Source organism: Afipia sp. GW821-FHT04G03 (genome assembly GCF_059419985.1).
In genome coordinates this window covers 1,788,332-1,805,241 of sequence record NZ_JBWKSV010000001.1, presented here as the reverse complement: position 1 = coordinate 1,805,241, position 16,910 = coordinate 1,788,332, and the positions used below count along the sequence as shown (strand labels likewise).

Below are 16,910 nucleotides of genomic sequence, written 5' to 3'. Positions count from 1 at the left end.
GCAGGGATAACCGGAGCGCCGAACGTGCAAGCCTTCGCCATGTCTGCTAGGAAAGCTTCAGCCTCCATCACAGCCACGACACCGATGAAAAAGACGAGAGACGCCCGCGGACGCAAGCAGACTGAATCGCCCCAACTTGGCTCGATCGATCTAGGCCGCGACGAGACCGTTGAGCGCCAGGTCTACGGACGGATCAAGGAGGCGCTTATGGCTGGTATGCTGGCGCCAGGGACCGCCGTCACCGGTCGTTCGATCGCGCAGGCCTTCGGCATCAGTCCAACGCCCGTCCGTGATGCGCTCAAAAGGCTTGAAGCGGACGGAGTCATAAAAGGCAGAAACAAGAGCGCGTACTTCGTCAATGAGCTGACGCGTGATCAATATATAGAGATCATGAATGTGCGCTGTGAGATCGAATGCTACGCAGCCCGCCTGGCAGCGAAGGCTGCAACGCTGTCGGATATCGCGTACCTGGAAAAGATCAACGCGAGATACACGGTTGCGCGCAACATGACGGAGAGCATGCGGCAAAACTTTTTGTTTCACTTCGGAATCTACAAGCTTGCCGGATCTACGATTCTTCTCGATGTCATTTCGAACCTTTGGGTTCGAATTGGTCCGTCAATGCATTTGTACATGCAATCGTATCAGGTGGCAGACGTCGTCAATAATCACGCGCGTATCATTACGGCCTTGAAGAAGCATGATCCGGAAGCAGCGGAGTCAGCGCTCAGAAAAGATCTGAACGAAGCCATCAAAGTGATAGCGCCGCGATTGCCGGTGCTTTCGATGAAACAGCAATCGGCGAAGATGGACAGTCGTCCTTAGCCGATTGCTGTGTTTTGGTCTGAAGACGAATTCCGTCTACCAGGCTCCCCAGCCGGCATCGACAGGAACAGTCACGCCATGGACTGCGTCGGAGTCGGAGCTTGCCAGATAGACAGCGGTGCCGGTAAGTTCCTCAGGCTTCAGAAAGTCCCGGCCGGTCGGCGTTAATGCCCGCATCTGCGCGATGTAAGGGGCCATATCCTCGCCGCGAAGATGGGCATTCAGCGGCGTTGCGATATTGCCCGGCGCAATTGAGTTTACGTTGATATTCTCGCGACCGATCTCCACTGCAAGGGCGCGGGTCAGGTTCACGATCCCTCCCTTCGCCGCGCAATAAGCGGGGCAGTTGGGTCCGGCGCCGATCCCCCAGATTGACGAGATGTTGATGACCTTGCCTCGGCCCAGCTTGCGAAACTCCGGCAGTACGGCCTGAGTCATGAAGAAGGCACCCTTCAGGTTCAGGTCGATCTGCGAGTCCCACATTTCTTCGGTTGTGTCCTCGATGGGGGCAGTGTGCATGATGCCGGCATTATTGACCAGGATATCGACCCGGCCGAATTTGCTGACCACGGCTGCAGACAGCGCCTTGATGTCGGAGACCCTCGAACAGTCGGCAACAAAGGCGGCGCCCGTGCCGTTGCTTGCCTCGATCTTCTTGATGACTGCTTCGGCACGCGATGGATCACGCGATGCCACAATGGCAACCTTGGCGCCTTCGAGGGCAAAACGCAGCGCGATGGCCTCGCCGATACCCTGCGTCGATCCGGTTACGATTGCTACTTTGTCCTTTAGGCGCATGAATAGTCTCCCTTCTGATATATTGATTCTGAAATATCAGAAATAATTGGAAGCTGCAACGTGCGGAATTGAGCCAGGCCTCAAAACGAGACTTGTTATTCTGCAATATCAGAATAATATGCATAATCGAGGGTGACGGCGGTTCGTTCGGCATCGGCCAAATAGACGGGGCGACATGAGACTGGCTTGCGATACAGGAGGAACATTCACCGATCTGATCGTGGAGTACGACGACGGGACGGTGAAGATGTTCAAGGCTTCCACTGTGCCCAGCGATCCGGCACAGGGCGTTCTCGATGCGGCCGCGGCTGCAGCTGCTGATGAAGGTGCCACGTTGGACGACTTTCTCGGTCGCTGTGAATTGATCGTGCACGGAACAACGCATGCAATTAACGCGATTATCACCGGCCGAACCGCAAAAACAGCGTTGCTAACCACGGCGGGTCATCCCGATATCCTCACCCTGCGCGAGGGCGGCCGGTCCGAGCCCTTTAACTTCAGGATTGCCTATCCCGCACCTTACATCCCGCGGGCGCTGACTTTCGAGGTCAGCGAGCGCGTCAATGCGTCAGGTCAGGTTGTGGAGGCTCTCGACGATTTTGCGCTCAAGCGTACGCTTGATGAACTCGCCGACGCGGGTATCGAAGCGGTCGCGGTCTGTCTTCTGTGGAGCATTGCTAATCCCGTTCACGAACTGAGAGTCGGCGAGGCGATCGAACACCGGTTCCCGGAAATGCCGTTCACGTTATCTCACCAGGTAAACCCCACGCTGCGCGAATATCGAAGGGCTTCATCGGCAGCGATCGATGCGTCGCTCAAACCATTGATGAGTCGGTATCTCGGTGGCCTGGTTGCGCGGCTGACCAGTAGCGGCTTCAAAGGTCGAGCGCTCGTGTTGACCTCACAGGGCGGCATGATGGATGCCGCTGAACTCGCGAAGCAGCCGATTCACGCCATCAATTCGGGTCCCTCAATGGCGCCGATCGCCGGGCGCTATTACGCCAACCTGAGCAGTTCGCTGCCGGTTGCCATCGTCGCAGATACCGGAGGCACGACTTATGATGTGAGTGTCGTGCGACGCGGCCGGATTCCGAAGTCGCGGGAGACGTGGATCGGCAATCCCTATCGCGGTCACATGACGGGCTTTCCCTCGATCGACATCAAGAGCGTCGGCGCCGGCGGCGGGTCCATTGCCAAGGTGGACGCCGGCGGCGTGCTGCATGTAGGCCCCGGAAGCGCGGGTTCGGTGCCGGGGCCGGTATGCTACGGCGCCGGAGGAAAAGAGCCCACGCTGACGGATGCGTCACTGGTGCTTGGACATCTGGATCCCGATTACTTCCTCGGTGGGCGCATGAAGCTGGACATCGTCGCTGCCCGACAGGCCATCAACGACTTGATCGCCAAACCATTGGGTCTGGGGTTGATGGAAGCGGCGGTATCGATCGTCGAGGTGGCGACCGAGAATATGGTGCAGGCGATTGAAGAGATCACCATCAACCAGGGCATCGACCCAAGCGAAGCCGCACTGATCGGCGGCGGTGGCGCGGCCGGCTTCAATTCCGTTTTCATTGCTCGCCGGCTGCAATCGCCTTTGCTGATCATGCCCGAGACCGGTGCCGCCTTGAGTTGCGCCGGGGCCTTGATGTCGGATCTGCGCGATGAATTCCGCTCGATGTTTTTCATTCGGTCGTCCGAATGGAGAGCAGAGGCTGTCAACAAAGTCTTGAACGAACTTCGTGAACGGTGCTGGGCCTTTATCGATCGGGCCGGGAAGCCGCGTGAATCCGCGCGCGTGGAATTTGCCGTTGAAGCGCGGTATCAGGGACAAGTATGGGAAATCGAGATCCCGGTGAGAGTGGAGAACCTCTCCACGCCGCATGAGCTCGACGCGTTGGTGCAGGACTTCCACGCGCATCATCAGGAAATTTTTGCGGTCAGGGACGAGCACTCAGCAATTGAATTCGTCTGCTGGACAGCGGCTGTATCGATCGGTTTGCGCGACAAACCTATGGGTCGGCTGACGTTCACTGGTTCGCAGCGGAGGGGAAATGCAGTCCGCGAAGCATATTTTCGTGATGCAGGCCTGGTCGAGGCGCCCGTCATTCCAATGGGGGCTCTTGTGCCAGGTGAGGAGTTGCGCGGCCCGGCCATCGTGGAGACGCCGTTTACGACGATTGTGATCGACCCCCGGGCTTCGTTCCTCCTCGAAGACTCGGGCAGTCTGCTCATCAAGCCGTGAGAATGGAAATGGAACAGAGATCAGGAATTCGCCTCGATGGGGCACGACTCTCCATCATCGCGAACCGCTTTGGTGGCGTGTGCAGGAAGATGGGCAACACCCTGCTGCGAACGGGTCGCTCGGGCGTTCTGAATCGCGCAAAGGACTTCTCATGCTGCATTCTGACGGCGGAGTCTGATCTGCTCACGGCCGAAGAAAGCCTTCCGATCCACGTTCTGTCAGGGCCGGATCTGATGGGAAAGTGTATGAAGGAGCATCACCCTATTCTTAAACGTGGCGATGTGTTTCTGCACAACTCGCCATACCACGGTAATTCCCATCCCGCCGATCACACGCTGCTCATGCCGGTCATCGACGATGAGGGCATTCATCGGTTTACGGTGGTCGCAAAGGCCCACCAGGCCGATATCGGAAATTCGGTGCCGACGACTTATCACGGAACGGCAAGGGACGTGTACGAGGAAGGAGCGTTGATCTTTCCCGCGGTCAAGGTCGCCACGAATTACGCGGTCAACGACGATATCGTTCGGATGTGCCGCATGCGGATTCGCGTGCCGGACCAATGGCACGGCGATTTCCTCGCCATGCTGGGTGCTGCATTCATCGGCGAGCGGGAGCTACTCGCGATGGGCGGCGAACTCGGTTGGGAAAATCTCGACGCCTTTTCGCGACAATGGTTCGACTATTCGGAAAGTCGTATGGTCGAAGCCATATCGCAGCTTTCGGAAGGCAAGGCCGAGGCGCGCTCAACGCATGATGCGATCCCAGGAACGCCTGCGGATGGCATTACCATCACATCGAAGGTGAGAGTCGATCCATCGGCTGGAAAGATCGATATCGATCTCACGGACAACCCCGACCAGATGGCATGCGGCCTCAACGTGTCGGAAGCCTGCACAAGAACCTCCGCGATGATAGCCGTCTTCAATTCGGTGGACCCGTCGGTGCCTAAGAATGCAGGGTCGTTTCGTTGCATCGAAGTCCAGGTCAGAGATGGCGGTGTCGTCGGCCGCCCGGCGCATCCGATCAGCTGCTCGGCCTCCACCACGAATCTGGCCGATCGGATCCAGAATGCGACGCAGCTTGCATTGGCGGAGATTTCGCCAGATGCGGGAATGGGCGAGATCGGATGTTTCTGCCCTCCATCGACTGCGGTCGTCTCAGGCATCGACCCGCGCGATGGCAAGCCCTATGTAAACCAGTTGTTCCTTGGTCATACGGGGGGCGCGGGCGCGGCAACGCAGGACGCCTGGCTCACCATGCTGCACGCGGGAAACGGCGGCATGTGTTTCATCGACAGCGTGGAACTCGACGAAGTTTACACGCCGATCATTGTGAAGACGCGCAGGCTCGTCACCGATAGCGAAGGGGCAGGCACATATAGGGGTGCGCCGGGAATTCTGGTGGAATACGGCCCGGTCGGAGCCCGGATGCAGGCCATTTTCATTGCAGACGGTAATATCAACAACCCGAAGGGCGCCCGTGGCGGCGATGCTGCGGCTCGCTCGCAGCAATTGGCGTTGCGCAAGGATGGTCAGACCCATGCGCTGCCCCAATATTGCGACACCTGGCTGGAGGCCGGAGAGACGCTGATCTCTGTCGCGGGCGGGGGCGGCGGCTACGGCACTCCCGCGCTTCGCGAGCCTGCGCGCGTGCTGGAGGACGTGCGCGAGAAGCTCGTGTCCCGCGAGCGCGCCCGCGACGTCTATCGCGTCGCAATCACGGAGGCCTTTGGGATCGACGAAGCCGCAACGGCCCTGCTGAGATCAGTCTGACCTGTCGATCCGGTCATCCTTTCCGTTCGATCTCGTCTGGTGCCGGGTGAGAAGCGCGGCGATGCGAGCCACGTTTTTTTGATTGCATGCGGCGCGTTGCTACCCTTTGATCACATCCGCGAACCATCGTGAACAGATCGTAGCAGTGAGAGATTATGAAAAAATCAAAAGCAAATCCCCCGCGCAAGACTGCGCGGGACGGCGCGGTCCGCAAGCGGTCGGTCTGGAAGCGCGCGGAAGAAGACCTCGACGCGGGCGCTGCGTTTGGCACCGCGATGCGGGAGATGCGGGAGCAAAAACAGCTGACATTGCTCGACGTGAGCAAGTTGACAGGTATCACCAGCAGTACCCTGTCACGCATTGAAAACAGCAAGATGGCTCCGACTTTCGCGGTGCTGCTGAAGCTGATGTCGTTTTTCGAAATGGAATGGCCCGACCTTGCCGCGCAGGCGCGCCGACATGCGAAGCGCCCGAGCACTGCACCATTCTTCAGCAAGGCTGAGCAGAATCTTCCGAGCAGCGTGACGATGAAGACCGGAACCTACACATTCCCTCACGGCGAAAGGCCGGGCTCGCCATTCATCCCTGTCATCCTGGAAGTAACGGCATCCAAACCGGAATATGTTGGTGGATTGGTCGGCCATCCCGGCATCGAATTTTGCTACGTGCTTAAGGGCACGCTCGAACTGCATGTCGAGAATCGCGAGATCATCCTCGCGCCGGAAGGCAGCAGCATCTTTTTTGATAGCAATCAGGCGCATGCCTATGTTGCTTATGGCGGAAAGCCGGTGAGACTGCTGATTGTGTCTAATGCTCGAATATTCTCATCCCTTATAAGTTCGGTTCGAGATAACGCTGTCGTCCGGGCTGGGCAGAAGTCGACTAGACCTGCGCTCGCGCAGCGCAATTTTCGTTCGCGCGCGTCTGTTACGCCGAGCCGTTAGGCGAATTGGGCACCTCTACAGCAGAGTAATTCGACCTGAATCTAGATCATCTGGCGTCTAGGATAATATCTGATGTATCAGAATTATTTGTTGACTTCCCGATCCGCAAGATGCAATTTGCGGATCGGGAAGTAACAAGGGCGACTGGACGATGAATGTTTGCGCGCCATCATCAGCAAGAAGAGCAGCATACGGTGTGACGGGTAACGCTACGTCGGGTGCGCGATCGACGCGCTGCAGCGAAGCCAGGTTTTCGCGTCCTGTCTTCCAGCGACGCGTTCAATTGCAGCGGCGCAACCGTTTATGCGCCAGCCATTCCGAGAACCACTAGAGGCGCACTTCGGCAATCGAGTGAACAACGGTCATGCTTCTATCCTCAGATAACTCTCATCACTTCGAATTTCTCCGGATGCTTGGCCACAGCTATTATGGCGGCGCTGACGTGCAAGAATGCCTGCAGGTTATCGCGGCGGTCACGCCCGGAGACGACGAGAGCTGGTATCGGGAATGGCACCGGCTTGCGGAGCGTGTACAAGTTTCGGGTGATCATTCCCTCGCCCGCGGACATCGGCGCAGCGCGGCTAAGGCCTATCTGCGCGCCGCGATCTATCATTTCGCAGCCGACTTCTATCTGCACGGCAATCCGGACGATCCGCGGATCGTCGCTTCCAGCCGCGCCAGCCGAACCTGTTTCATGGCGGCCGCCGGCGGTCTTGATTACGACATTGTGCGCATCGAAATCCCGTTCGAGATAACGACGCTGCCGGCCTACGTCATCAAGCGGCATGACCTCGCGGGACGTTGTCCGACGCTCGTGTGTCACTCGGGTTTCGACGGAACGAAGGAAGAGATTGCGATCTGGCCTGGCATGGCGGCAGCCGAGCGCGGCTATGTCGTCATCGTCTTCGAGGGGCCAGGCCAAGGCGAGGTAATCCGCGAGCAACGCCTCACATTCCGGCCGGACTGGCACAATGTGGTGAGCCCGGTGATCGACTATGCGATCGGCCGCGACGACGTCGATGCGTCGAAGATTGCTCTGATGGGTATCAGCCTGGGTGGACTCCTTGCGCCGCTAGCAGCAGCGAAGGAGCACAGAATCAGAGCGCTGATCGCCAATGGTGGTCTCTACAGTTACTACGAGGTCGTTCGCGGGCGCTATCCGGCCGAATTGCCGGGCAGAGAAGAGCTCGAATCCCATCAGCGCGCGGTCGCAGAAACGAGTGCTTATCTGCGCTGGGCGCGCAACCACGGGCGCTTCGTCTTCGGTTATACCGACATGCACGACTACCTGGAAAAGTTGCGGAGCTATGAGGCGCGCGACGCCGGCGAAATCCGCTGCAACACTCTGGTGCTCGATGCCGAACACGAGGGTTTCTTCGCAGGCCAGCCGATCAAACTCTACGACCGCCTGAACTGCCAGAAGACGCTGATGAATTTCACCAGCGCCGAGGCTGCAGCCGCGCACTGCCAGGCGGGCGCGGAAGGTATCGGCGGTCAGAAGATCTTCGACTGGCTGGACGAGGCCATGCAGGTGGTCTGACCCAATCGAAAACAACACCCATCAACACTTCACAGGAGGACCTGAGGGATGACCGCAGCATCAGAATCGACCGGCCGCTACCAAGCCGATGGTTGGACTCAGTGGCCCGGGCATCCGGAATTGAGCTTCCAGTTTTCGCGAGTGTTGGCAGCAGCTCAGGAGGGCGCCAGCACGATTAGCGAGTGCTTCCGCGCCGCCAGCAATATGAAGCCCGGCGACGTCGAGAGCTGGTACCGCGAATGGTTTCGTTTGGGCGAGACAAGTTCGGCGCGAGCCGAGGTAGCGGCTCAGGCAGGTCATTTGCAGACGGCCCAGAACAATTGGCTGCGCGCCGCAAATTATTATCGCTCGTCCGAATTCTACCTGGAGGGTCACGATCCGCGCCGGGTCGAGACGTTCGACAAGATCGAAGCCTGCTCACGCCGCGTCATGGCGTTGATGACCCCGGCAGGCGAAGTCGTCAAGATACCCTATGAGAAGGGAGCGCATCTGGATGCATATTTCCTGCGGGCGCCCCGCGCGCCGGCGAAGACGCCGGTCGTGATCTGCTTCGGCGGGCTCGACGAATACAAGGACGAACTGCTGCACGAAATCACGCGCCACGCGTTTGCTCGCGGATTGTCGCTGCTTCTGGTCGATCTTCCCGGCCAAGGCGGAACGTTGCGCCGGCAGAAGATCGTGAACCGCGTTGATACAGAGGTACCAGTCGGCAAGTGCATCGACTGGCTGTTGAGCCGCGAAGACGTCGATCCCGTACGCATCGCTCTCTACGGTGCGAGCCTGGGTGGTTACTACGCGCCGCGCGCCGCGTCATATGAGCACCGGTTGGCAGCAATCGTGGCAGACTGCGTTATTTATCGGATGGACTTTCGTGAGCGGGCCAATCAGCCAGACCTCCTGATCTGGCGCCATTTGAAGTGGGTCTTCGGCAGCGATACCATCGAAGGCGTCATCAAGAAGGCTGATGCCTTTACGCTCGAGGGACATATCGACAAGATCAAATGCCCGTTCTTGATCGTACATGGCGAGGAGGACTTTGTCGGCACGCAGCCCGCGATCGACGCATACGACTACGCGAAGAAGAACGGCGTAAATGTCGAGATCAAATGGTTTACTGCCGAGGAAACTGGGGCTTCCCACTGCCAGATCGATAATCTGACGCTGGGAATGGAATATGTATGCGACTGGCTCGCCAGGGTGCTGAAGGTCGATGAGGCGAACCTCCGAAAGCAGCCGGTTGCATTCGCCAGCAGCGCAAGCCTCTAGTTTTTGCATCGAGCAAGGAGTCAAGCCCGTGACATTTTCTGAAACCGTCAGGCCCGCCCACATCCTATGTTCGCGTCTCTTCATCGCCCTTGCGGTCACGCTGTTCACACTCGTCTCTATCGGGCCAAGCCTGGCCGCCTTCCCGGACAAGCCCATCAAGTTGGTGATTCCATATCCACCGGGAGCGCCCGATGCCTATGGGCGGCTTCTCGCCGAGTTTCTCGGAAGAAGTCTGAAGCAGCCGGTGATCGTCGAAAACAAGCCCGGCGCCGGAGGCGGCGTCGGTGCGCAGGCTGTCGCGCGGGCCCACGCGGACGGCTACACACTGCTGTTCGCCGGCGGCAGCCTGTTCTTGGTCAATCCGTCGCTCTACAAAAATCCGATCTATGCTCGCGATCAATTCGCCGCGATTGCCCAGGTAGCGGAGGTGCCGTTCGTTTTCCTCGGCCGCAAGGATCTGCCAGCCAACAGCCTGACCGAACTCACTGCGCTGATGCAGCGGGAGCCTGGGAAGCTCCGCTTCGGCAATCCAAGCCTCGGCAGTCAGTTTCACATGCTGTGGGAGCAGTACAAGGCGCAGAACAAACTTCAGGATGTCCCGGTGATGGTCGGACCAAACCTGATGACGACCCTGCTCAACGGCGATGTCGACGTTACGGTGCTGACGCCCGGCGTGGTGATGCAGTATTTCGAGACCGCTCAGATGAAGCCGCTTGCGGTAACCGGCGGAAAGCGCCTCGCGAAGCTTCCGAACGTCAAGACCGTGACTGAAGAAGGAATGCCGATTCTCGAGAATGTCGCGGACTATTTCTTGATGGCGCCGAAAGGAACGCCGGCGGCGGTGGTCGATCGGCTGGCGCAGGAAATCGATGCACTGGCAAGCAATCCTGAATACCTCGAAAAGCTGGCAATGCTATTTGGCGCGCCCGGTCGCGTGAAGACGCCGCAGGAGTTCGACAAGCACATTGATGCGAAGGCGAAGGAATGGTCGGACATCGTTACTAAGTCAGGTGTCAGCATTCAGTAGCGGGTGACATTCCATGGATAGCACTGCGGTTACAATTGGTACCAATCGAGCTGCGGGGATTCTGTTTGTCCTGATTGGAGCAGGCGGTCTCTGGTTCGGACGAAACTTGCCGTTCGGAAACATGCTTCAGATCGGATCGGGTTTCATGCCCCGGCTGACGTTCTCGGGCATCGTTTTGCTGGGGATCGTAAAACTGCTGCTCAGCATCGGACGTGACGACGAGCGGATACAGGTTTTACTGCCGCGATCCCTGGTGCTCATCACGGTTGCGTTCATCGCTTTCGGCCTTTCCATCGAGTGGCTGGGACTGGTGATAGCCGTTGCGCTCATGCTGATCGCAGTGGAGTTCGCAGGGAACCACAAGACATCAATCCGAAGCTTTGCGCTGCTGCTGGCGGGCCTCATTTTTTTCTCTGTGGTCGTATTCCGGTACGTGCTGGGAATTCCATTGGAGGTGTGGCCGAAATGGATCTAGTTCAGAATCTGGTGACCGGATTCGGCGTCGCGCTGAGCTGGAACAACCTACTGTTCTGCTTGATCGGCTCGGTTCTGGGGACGCTCATTGGAGTTCTTCCCGGAGTCGGGCCGCTCGTCACGATCTCGATGCTGCTGCCGTTCACCTATACTCTGGGGTCGACGACCGCGATGATCATGCTGGCCGGAATTTTCTATGGCGCGCAATATGGCGGCTCGACAACGGCTATTTTGATGCGCATTCCGGGTGAAGCGAGTTCGATCGTGACCTCGATCGACGGGTACAAAATGGCGAGGGCTGGGCGGGCGGGGACGGCATTGGCTGTTGCGGCCATCGGGTCCTTTATCGCAGGAACGATCGCCACAGCCGCGATTGCCTTCATCGGCCCGGATCTTAGCAAGATAGCTATCTCTTTCGGCCCACCTGAATACTTTTCGCTGATGTTGCTTGGTATCTTTTCTTGCCTTCTCTTCTCGGATGGCTCGGTGCTGAACGGGCTGGCTGCCATCCTTCTCGGACTGGCGTTGGCGATGGTGGGAGCCGACACGACCACGGGCGATGTGCGCTACAGCTTCGGCGTACCCGAGTTGCTCGATGGAATCGGATTCGTGCCGATCGCCATCGGTTTGTTCGGCTTGCTGGAAGTTGTTCGAACGCTTGCAGACCCGGAGCCGGTGACTCCGGTGACGGGTAAGATCAGTGGCCTCATGCTGACCGTCAGCGAGTGGCGACAGTCGCTGCCAGCGATGCTCCGCGGCACGGCGATTGGAACATTACTTGGTGTGTTGCCCGGCGGAGGCCTGATTACCGCTCCGTTCGCGTCATATCTCGTCGAGAAGAAAATATCGGCAACACCCGAGGAATTTGGCAACGGAGCCATTTGCGGCGTGGCCGGACCCGAGGCGGCAAATAATGCAGCGGCGCAGACGTCGTTCATCCCGCTGCTGGCGCTTGGCATCCCGTCGAATGCTGTCATGGCCCTGATGCTGGGCGCGCTTATGGTACAGGGCGTCACTCCAGGGCCCACGACTTTCATGAGCAAACCTGATCTGATCTGGGGCTTGGTCGCGAGCATGTGGATCGGAAATCTGTTCTTACTGCTACTCAATCTTCCGATGGTCGGTCTGTGGGCACGACTTGCCACCACGCCTTATCGGTGGCTGCTTCCCGTAATTATCCTTTGCAGTTGTGTCGGCGTCTATAGCGTCAACAATTCGTCTTTCGATGTCTATGCGACCGCGGCGTTCGGGTTGCTCGGTTACATCTTCTGGAAAGTCAAATGCGACCCGACGCCACTTGTGATGGCGTTCGTCCTGGGTGCACCGCTCGAGCAAAATCTACGCGCAACTCTCAGCATGGGTGGTGGCTCGGCCGGCATCTTTGTCCATCGGCCGATATCACTATGCTTCATGGTCCTCGCTGTTCTCATTCTACTCGTCCCGATGTTGCGCTTCGCGCTGAAAGAGCACCAGCGGCGCAGAGTGCTCGCAACATGATGCCGGCATGCGCGCTGTAATCGTCGACAGACCCGGCGGGCCGGAGCGCCTCACGATCGAGGATCGACCGATACCGAGCCCCGGCCCGGGTGAGGTCCTGATCGAGGTTCAATATGCCGGCATCAGTCGTGCTGACTGCTTGCAGCGCACGGGTAACTATCCTGTACCGGCCGGAGCCCCGGACATTCTGGGCCTCGAAGTCAGTGGCACGATAGCCGAGCTTGGAGAGGGCGTGAGCAGTTGGAAGATTGGTGATCCTGTCTGCGCGCTGCTCGCCGGCGGTGGCTATGCTGAATATGCGGTGACATCTGCCGGTCTTTGTCTGCCGCTTCCTGCGAACTGGACATTGCGCGACGCAGCGTCCCTGCCTGGCGCCCTTTGTACGGCCTGGTTCAACGTCAAGATGAAGGGAGGTCTGGCCCCCGAAGAGAGCGTGCTTTTGCATGGCGGCGCGAGCGGCGTCGGCGCATATGCGAGCCAGTTATTTGCGGCGCTCGGCCATCCGGTGCTCAGCACTGCGGGCACTGTTGAAAAATGCCGTCGCAGCGAAGCCCTCGGAGCGGCTCGCTCGATCAACTACCGAACTGAGGCATTTGACGTCGAGGCCCTGGCGTTCACCAAAGGACGCGGCGTCGATGTGATCCTTGACATTCTGGGCGCCAGCAGCCTCGACGCTAACCTTCGCGCACTGGCTGACGACGGCAGGATGGTCGGGATCGCAGCCCTAACAGGGGGCGACGTCAGCCTGCAGCTTTGGTCGCTTTACCGACGTCGCTTATCGATCACAGGATCGACGTTACGACCGCAATCGGTCTCGGCCAAAGCGCGCATCGTAGCTGAGGTGCGCGAGAACGTGTTTCCGCTCATAGAGGTCGGAAAGATCGTGCCGGTGGTCGATCGCTGCTTTCCGCTGCAAGCGGTGGCAGACGCCCATCGCTACATGGAGACCGGAACTCAATTTGGTAAGTTGGTGCTAACATCGATCCGAAGTGGAGGCGATGCTGATCGGAATGGGTTGCAAGGTCTGTAAGCGGCAGGATTGTCCAAAGCGAGCGTTCCAGTAATGTTTAATGATCTGCTCATTGAGATGAAATAACGGTTATCGATTTATGCTGACGCATTCGCGTTGAAACGCCGTAGCCGTGCGGTTAGCTGCGGGTCAGCATGCAACAGCCGGTCGTGCCTTGGTCATTCATGCCCAATGCAGAATCAGCCAGGCGGCGAACACGCCGTCTATCATCCTGGCAATCAGCGGGTCGATGACTCCGAAGCCAGGATGAGCTTGCCATAGCGTTCCGCGTCGCTGCGCAGTTCCGCTTCGAATGCGTCAGGCGTCGAGCTCGTGATCGTGACGCCTTGCACCGCGTATTGTTTGATGACGGCCGAATCCTTGAGGACTTCGGCGATATCCTGGGCGATCTGGTTCACGATGGGTTTCGGCATCGCCGCAGCCGCCAGCATTCCGAACCAGCTGTTGTATTCAAAAGCCGGCAACCCCGCTTCCGCGAAGGTCGGCACGTCGGGCAGTTGCGGCAGCCGTTGATTGCCCGTCACGGCGAGTGCCCGCAACTTGCCGGACTGGATCAGGTCGCCGCCCACATTGAAGAAGGTGAAAGCAAGGACCGTGTCGCCGCGCATGATACTGACCTGTGATTCCGGAAGACCGCGATGCGGCACCAGCACCATCTTCGTGCCAGAGACCTGCTTCAACAGCTCGGCAGCGATACCGGTCGAGCTGCCGATGCCGGCGGAGCTATAGCTCAGGGAATCCGGCTTGGCTTTGGCCGCCGCGATCAGTTCGGCCAGCGTCTTGAATGGCGCATCGGGCGGCACGATCAGGATCGCGGGCGTGGTTGCAACGCGGCTGATGGCCACGAAATCCTTCACCGGGTCGAAGCCGAGGTTCTTGTTGACGGCGCCGACCACGCTGTGCCCGTTCGACGTGAGCATGATCTGCGAACCGTCTGTCGGCCCCTTGGCGATGCTGCTGACACCGGCGATGCCGGGCCTGTTCTCGACGATGACCTGCTGTTTCCACTTCGCCGCGAGCTTTTCCGCCACTGTGCGGGCGAGAATGTCGGTCATGCTGCCGCCGGAGAACGGCACCACAATCCGCACGAGCTGGCTGGGATAGGTTTGCGCGTTGGCACGGTTGCCGGTCAGTACTGCGGTTGCGGCGATGCCGGAGCCGATCATAAATTGTCGACGATCCATAATTTCTCTCCCTGTGTAATGTTGGGCTTTCAGCCTCTGGCGGTGTTCGGCAGCGGCATCGCAAGCAATACCACTGCCGGTCGTTTCGTCTCGTTGCGCAACGCGCGTGTTTCGTTCGGCGCGATGCGGCAGGAATCCCAGGTGCCGAGAACAGCAATGCCGTCCGGCGTCTCGAACGTCACCTCGCCATCAAGGACGACGTAAAGCTTTTCTTCTGGAGATGCGGAGGGTGTAATGCCGCCGCCAGGCAGGATCTGGCTCATGCCAAGCCACATCGTGTCGGCGGGGCCTGCGTCGCGGCCCTGCAGGCGAAACATTCGCATATCGTTGTGGCCGGGAGCCTCGTAGCGGGGAGCATCGTTCAGTCGGACGATATGCATTGTTCACCCGTTTGGCAGGAAGACGACGCGGTCGCGCGAGGAGCCGAGTACGGCGGCATAGGCCTCCGCCGCGCGCTCCAGCGGATAGATCGCATTTGCTTCGATCGGAAAGGGCTTCAACGCGCCGGATGCGAAGCCCGGCACGAGATCCCGCAGCACTTCGGCCGCTGCGATTGAGGAGAAGGCGAGCGTGTCGACGCCGAAATAGGTGTGCCGGCCGCGATAGAAGGCGAAGATGTCGAAGGGAACGGCCGTTTTGAGCGACGCGATGAAGACCTGCCGGCCTGCATGGGCGAGCGATTTCGTTCCGGCGTCGTAGTAGGGTTCGCCGACTGTGTTGTAGACGAGATCAGCGCCATGGCCTCCGGTCAGGTTGCGCACCGCAGCCGCAACGTCGCTGCGGCTGGAATCGATCACGGTTACTTCGCCATGCGCGTGACCGACATAGGGTTCGTCCTTGCGCACAACGCCGATCACGCGCGCGCCCTGCCACGAGGCGATCTGTGCGGCGGCCTGTCCGACCTTGCCGTTGACGCCGAGGATCAGCACAGTCTCGCTCGCCTTCGGCATGCCGGCGCGGCGGAAACCTTCCTGCGCCGTCACGAATGGCACGCCGATGCCGGCAGCCTCAGCGAGACTGATATTTGCCGGCTTCTGAACCAGCGCTTGAGCCTCGACCAAGAGATGAGTGCCGTGGGTGCCATCGCGCCGGATGCCGAGCTCGCCGGAGGAGCCGAACACTTCCTTGCCGACAAGTTCGGCCGGCCCTTCGAGCACGACGCCGGCGAAATCGCGGCCCGGTGTCCGCGGGAATACGGCATGGGGCATCATCCCGATCGCGGCCTTGGCGTCGGACGGGTTCACAGCGGCGGCCCTGACCTCGACGAGTGCATCAGCATCGCTGCCGCGGACGAGTGTCCGCTGCTCGATCACCGGCGCGACCAGCTCGATCCGTTCGACCTTGGCGGCAATCCGCAGGCAGGTGGCCGTGATTCCGGTGTGTGTCGTCATGCGTTTCCTCGGCAATGCGATGTCATGCGGCGCTGCTCGGCAGATCGAACAGGGCGCGCGCTTCTGCCGGTGTCGCGATCTGTGCTCCGAGCTCCTCAATGATGCGCCGAGCCTTCTCGACCATGGCAGCATTGGATGGCGCGAGCACGCCGCGCTCGAGATATACGCCGTCCTCAATGCCGGTGCGCGCATGTCCGCCGGCAAGGATAGACTGCGCCACCATCGGGAAGGTGGAGCGGCCGATGCCGATCGCCGTGAAATGCGCACCGGGCGGAAGCAGCCCCCGCGCATAAAGCACGGTTTCCGGTGACGGTTGGAAACCGTATTTCACGCCCATCACAAAAGACGTGAGTGCCGGACCGCCAAGCGTGCCGTCGCCCAGCAGATCGTGCAGCAGCGCGATGTCGCCGGAATCGAACAGTTCGATCTCCGGTTTCACGCCGGCCGCGCGAATGACCCTGGCCATGCGGCGGACATTGCCGGGCGTGTTGATCACCACCTGAGCGCCGGAATTCATCGTATTGAGATCGAGTGTACAGATATCCGGCTTCAGCGCAGTGATGTGCGCGACGCGTTCTTCCGGATTCATCAGCGTGGTGCCGACATCGGCGATTTTTGGATCGTCCTTCGAGGGAACAAAGCGCCCGCCCGGCCCGGTCGTAATGTTCAGGACCAGGCTGCGGTTGCGGGTGCGGATGCGCGCGACGACATCTCGATAATATTCGAGTTTCATCGATGGCGCGCCGGAGCCGGGTTCGCGGACATGGATATGTGCGATGGCGGCGCCTGCGTCTGCCGCGCCGAGACAAGCCTCGGCGATTTCTTCAGGAGTGATAGGCAGATGCGGCGTCTGGTCCGGCCGGGTCAGATTGCCGGTAACGGCGCAGGTGATGACGATCTTGTCGAGCATCGGACGCATC

At 59.5% G+C, this 16,910-nt stretch carries 16 protein-coding genes; 11 read left to right on the top strand and 5 right to left on the bottom strand.

The genetic code is table 11. From position 1 onward, the window contains the following. The first annotated feature begins 24 nt into the window (after positions 1-24). Positions 25-825 (top strand): GntR family transcriptional regulator, encoded by an 801-nt coding sequence (locus AC07UB_RS08615; protein ID WP_494651357.1) that lies wholly within the window; start codon positions 25-27, stop codon positions 823-825. Between the two features lie 36 nt (positions 826-861). On the opposite strand, the gene AC07UB_RS08610 is transcribed toward AC07UB_RS08615, so the two are convergent. Further along, the gene (locus AC07UB_RS08610) at positions 862-1,623 is read right to left on the bottom strand and encodes an SDR family NAD(P)-dependent oxidoreductase (protein ID WP_494651358.1); all 762 of its coding nucleotides are present in this window, start codon (positions 1,621-1,623) and stop codon (positions 862-864) included. Between the two features lie 175 nt (positions 1,624-1,798). Between AC07UB_RS08610 and AC07UB_RS08605 the strand changes: the two genes are divergently transcribed. From AC07UB_RS08605 to AC07UB_RS08560, 10 genes are all read left to right on the top strand, one after another. Then, entirely contained in the window at positions 1,799-3,862 is a 2,064-nt protein-coding gene (locus AC07UB_RS08605) for a hydantoinase/oxoprolinase family protein (RefSeq protein ID WP_494651359.1), read from the top strand. A gap of 8 nt (positions 3,863-3,870) precedes the next feature. Beyond that, the gene (locus AC07UB_RS08600) at positions 3,871-5,637 is read left to right on the top strand and encodes a hydantoinase B/oxoprolinase family protein (protein WP_494651360.1); all 1,767 of its coding nucleotides are present in this window, start codon (positions 3,871-3,873) and stop codon (positions 5,635-5,637) included. A gap of 155 nt (positions 5,638-5,792) precedes the next feature. Then, entirely contained in the window at positions 5,793-6,581 is a 789-nt protein-coding gene (locus tag AC07UB_RS08595; protein WP_494651361.1) for an XRE family transcriptional regulator, read from the top strand. A 409-nt stretch (positions 6,582-6,990) separates the two neighbouring features. After that, positions 6,991-8,121, top strand: a complete 1,131-nt coding sequence (locus AC07UB_RS08590; RefSeq protein ID WP_494651362.1) for an alpha/beta hydrolase family protein — start codon at positions 6,991-6,993, stop codon at positions 8,119-8,121. A gap of 48 nt (positions 8,122-8,169) precedes the next feature. Further along, on the top strand, positions 8,170-9,387 hold the full coding sequence (locus AC07UB_RS08585; RefSeq protein ID WP_494651363.1) for an alpha/beta hydrolase family protein: 1,218 nt from the start codon (positions 8,170-8,172) through the stop codon (positions 9,385-9,387). A 28-nt stretch (positions 9,388-9,415) separates the two neighbouring features. Continuing rightward, complete coding sequence (locus AC07UB_RS08580; RefSeq protein WP_494651364.1) at positions 9,416-10,414, top strand: Bug family tripartite tricarboxylate transporter substrate binding protein; 999 nt, start codon at positions 9,416-9,418, stop codon at positions 10,412-10,414. Between the two features lie 13 nt (positions 10,415-10,427). Beyond that, positions 10,428-10,889, top strand: a complete 462-nt coding sequence (locus AC07UB_RS08575) for a tripartite tricarboxylate transporter TctB family protein (protein ID WP_494651365.1) — start codon at positions 10,428-10,430, stop codon at positions 10,887-10,889. Next, positions 10,880-12,385, top strand: a complete 1,506-nt coding sequence (locus AC07UB_RS08570) for a tripartite tricarboxylate transporter permease (protein ID WP_494651366.1) — start codon at positions 10,880-10,882, stop codon at positions 12,383-12,385. Before AC07UB_RS08575 ends, AC07UB_RS08570 begins: the two co-directional genes overlap by 10 nt. 7 nt (positions 12,386-12,392) lie before the next feature. Further along, positions 12,393-13,415: an NAD(P)H-quinone oxidoreductase gene (locus tag AC07UB_RS08565; protein WP_494651367.1), complete on the top strand. Its 1,023-nt coding sequence runs from the start codon at positions 12,393-12,395 to the stop codon at positions 13,413-13,415. Further along, the gene (locus tag AC07UB_RS08560; protein WP_494652641.1) at positions 13,396-13,449 is read left to right on the top strand and encodes a hypothetical protein; all 54 of its coding nucleotides are present in this window, start codon (positions 13,396-13,398) and stop codon (positions 13,447-13,449) included. The genes AC07UB_RS08565 and AC07UB_RS08560 overlap by 20 nt, the downstream gene beginning before the upstream one ends. Before the next feature lie 184 nt (positions 13,450-13,633). Here the strand turns inward: AC07UB_RS08560 and AC07UB_RS08555 are convergent, their stop codons facing one another. The 4 genes from AC07UB_RS08555 to AC07UB_RS08540 all read right to left on the bottom strand — a co-directional run bounded on the left by AC07UB_RS08555 (position 13,634) and on the right by AC07UB_RS08540 (position 16,909). Further along, positions 13,634-14,599, bottom strand: coding sequence for a Bug family tripartite tricarboxylate transporter substrate binding protein (locus tag AC07UB_RS08555; protein WP_494651368.1), 966 nt, complete (start codon positions 14,597-14,599; stop codon positions 13,634-13,636). 29 nt (positions 14,600-14,628) lie between these two features. Continuing rightward, the gene (locus AC07UB_RS08550) at positions 14,629-14,916 is read right to left on the bottom strand and encodes a cupin domain-containing protein (RefSeq protein WP_494651369.1); all 288 of its coding nucleotides are present in this window, start codon (positions 14,914-14,916) and stop codon (positions 14,629-14,631) included. Positions 14,917-14,982: 66 nt separating this feature from the next. Beyond that, the gene (locus AC07UB_RS08545; protein ID WP_494651371.1) at positions 14,983-15,990 is read right to left on the bottom strand and encodes a quinone oxidoreductase family protein; all 1,008 of its coding nucleotides are present in this window, start codon (positions 15,988-15,990) and stop codon (positions 14,983-14,985) included. 22 nt (positions 15,991-16,012) lie between these two features. Then, positions 16,013-16,909, bottom strand: coding sequence for a beta-keto acid cleavage family enzyme (locus tag AC07UB_RS08540; RefSeq protein WP_494652643.1), 897 nt, complete (start codon positions 16,907-16,909; stop codon positions 16,013-16,015). Between the last annotated feature and the right edge of the window lies 1 nt (position 16,910).

Excerpts from the sequence above, each read along its gene's own strand:
- AC07UB_RS08545 (WP_494651371.1), bottom strand. The coding sequence starts at position 15,990 with ATGACGACACACACCGGAATCACGGCCACCTGCCTGCGGATTGCCGCC.
- AC07UB_RS08610 (WP_494651358.1), bottom strand. The coding sequence starts at position 1,623 with ATGCGCCTAAAGGACAAAGTAGCAATCGTAACCGGATCGACGCAGGGT.
- AC07UB_RS08555 (WP_494651368.1), bottom strand. The coding sequence starts at position 14,599 with ATGGATCGTCGACAATTTATGATCGGCTCCGGCATCGCCGCAACCGCA.
- AC07UB_RS08550 (WP_494651369.1), bottom strand. The coding sequence starts at position 14,916 with ATGTTTCGCCTGCAGGGCCGCGACGCAGGCCCCGCCGACACGATGTGG.
- AC07UB_RS08590 (WP_494651362.1), top strand. The coding sequence starts at position 6,991 with ATGCTTGGCCACAGCTATTATGGCGGCGCTGACGTGCAAGAATGCCTG.
- AC07UB_RS08570 (WP_494651366.1), top strand. The coding sequence starts at position 10,880 with ATGGATCTAGTTCAGAATCTGGTGACCGGATTCGGCGTCGCGCTGAGC.
- AC07UB_RS08565 (WP_494651367.1), top strand. The coding sequence starts at position 12,393 with ATGCGCGCTGTAATCGTCGACAGACCCGGCGGGCCGGAGCGCCTCACG.
- AC07UB_RS08605 (WP_494651359.1), top strand. The coding sequence starts at position 1,799 with ATGAGACTGGCTTGCGATACAGGAGGAACATTCACCGATCTGATCGTG.
- AC07UB_RS08540 (WP_494652643.1), bottom strand. The coding sequence starts at position 16,909 with ATGCGTCCGATGCTCGACAAGATCGTCATCACCTGCGCCGTTACCGGC.
- AC07UB_RS08585 (WP_494651363.1), top strand. The coding sequence starts at position 8,170 with ATGACCGCAGCATCAGAATCGACCGGCCGCTACCAAGCCGATGGTTGG.
- AC07UB_RS08600 (WP_494651360.1), top strand. The coding sequence starts at position 3,871 with ATGGAACAGAGATCAGGAATTCGCCTCGATGGGGCACGACTCTCCATC.
- AC07UB_RS08595 (WP_494651361.1), top strand. The coding sequence starts at position 5,793 with ATGAAAAAATCAAAAGCAAATCCCCCGCGCAAGACTGCGCGGGACGGC.
- AC07UB_RS08575 (WP_494651365.1), top strand. The coding sequence starts at position 10,428 with ATGGATAGCACTGCGGTTACAATTGGTACCAATCGAGCTGCGGGGATT.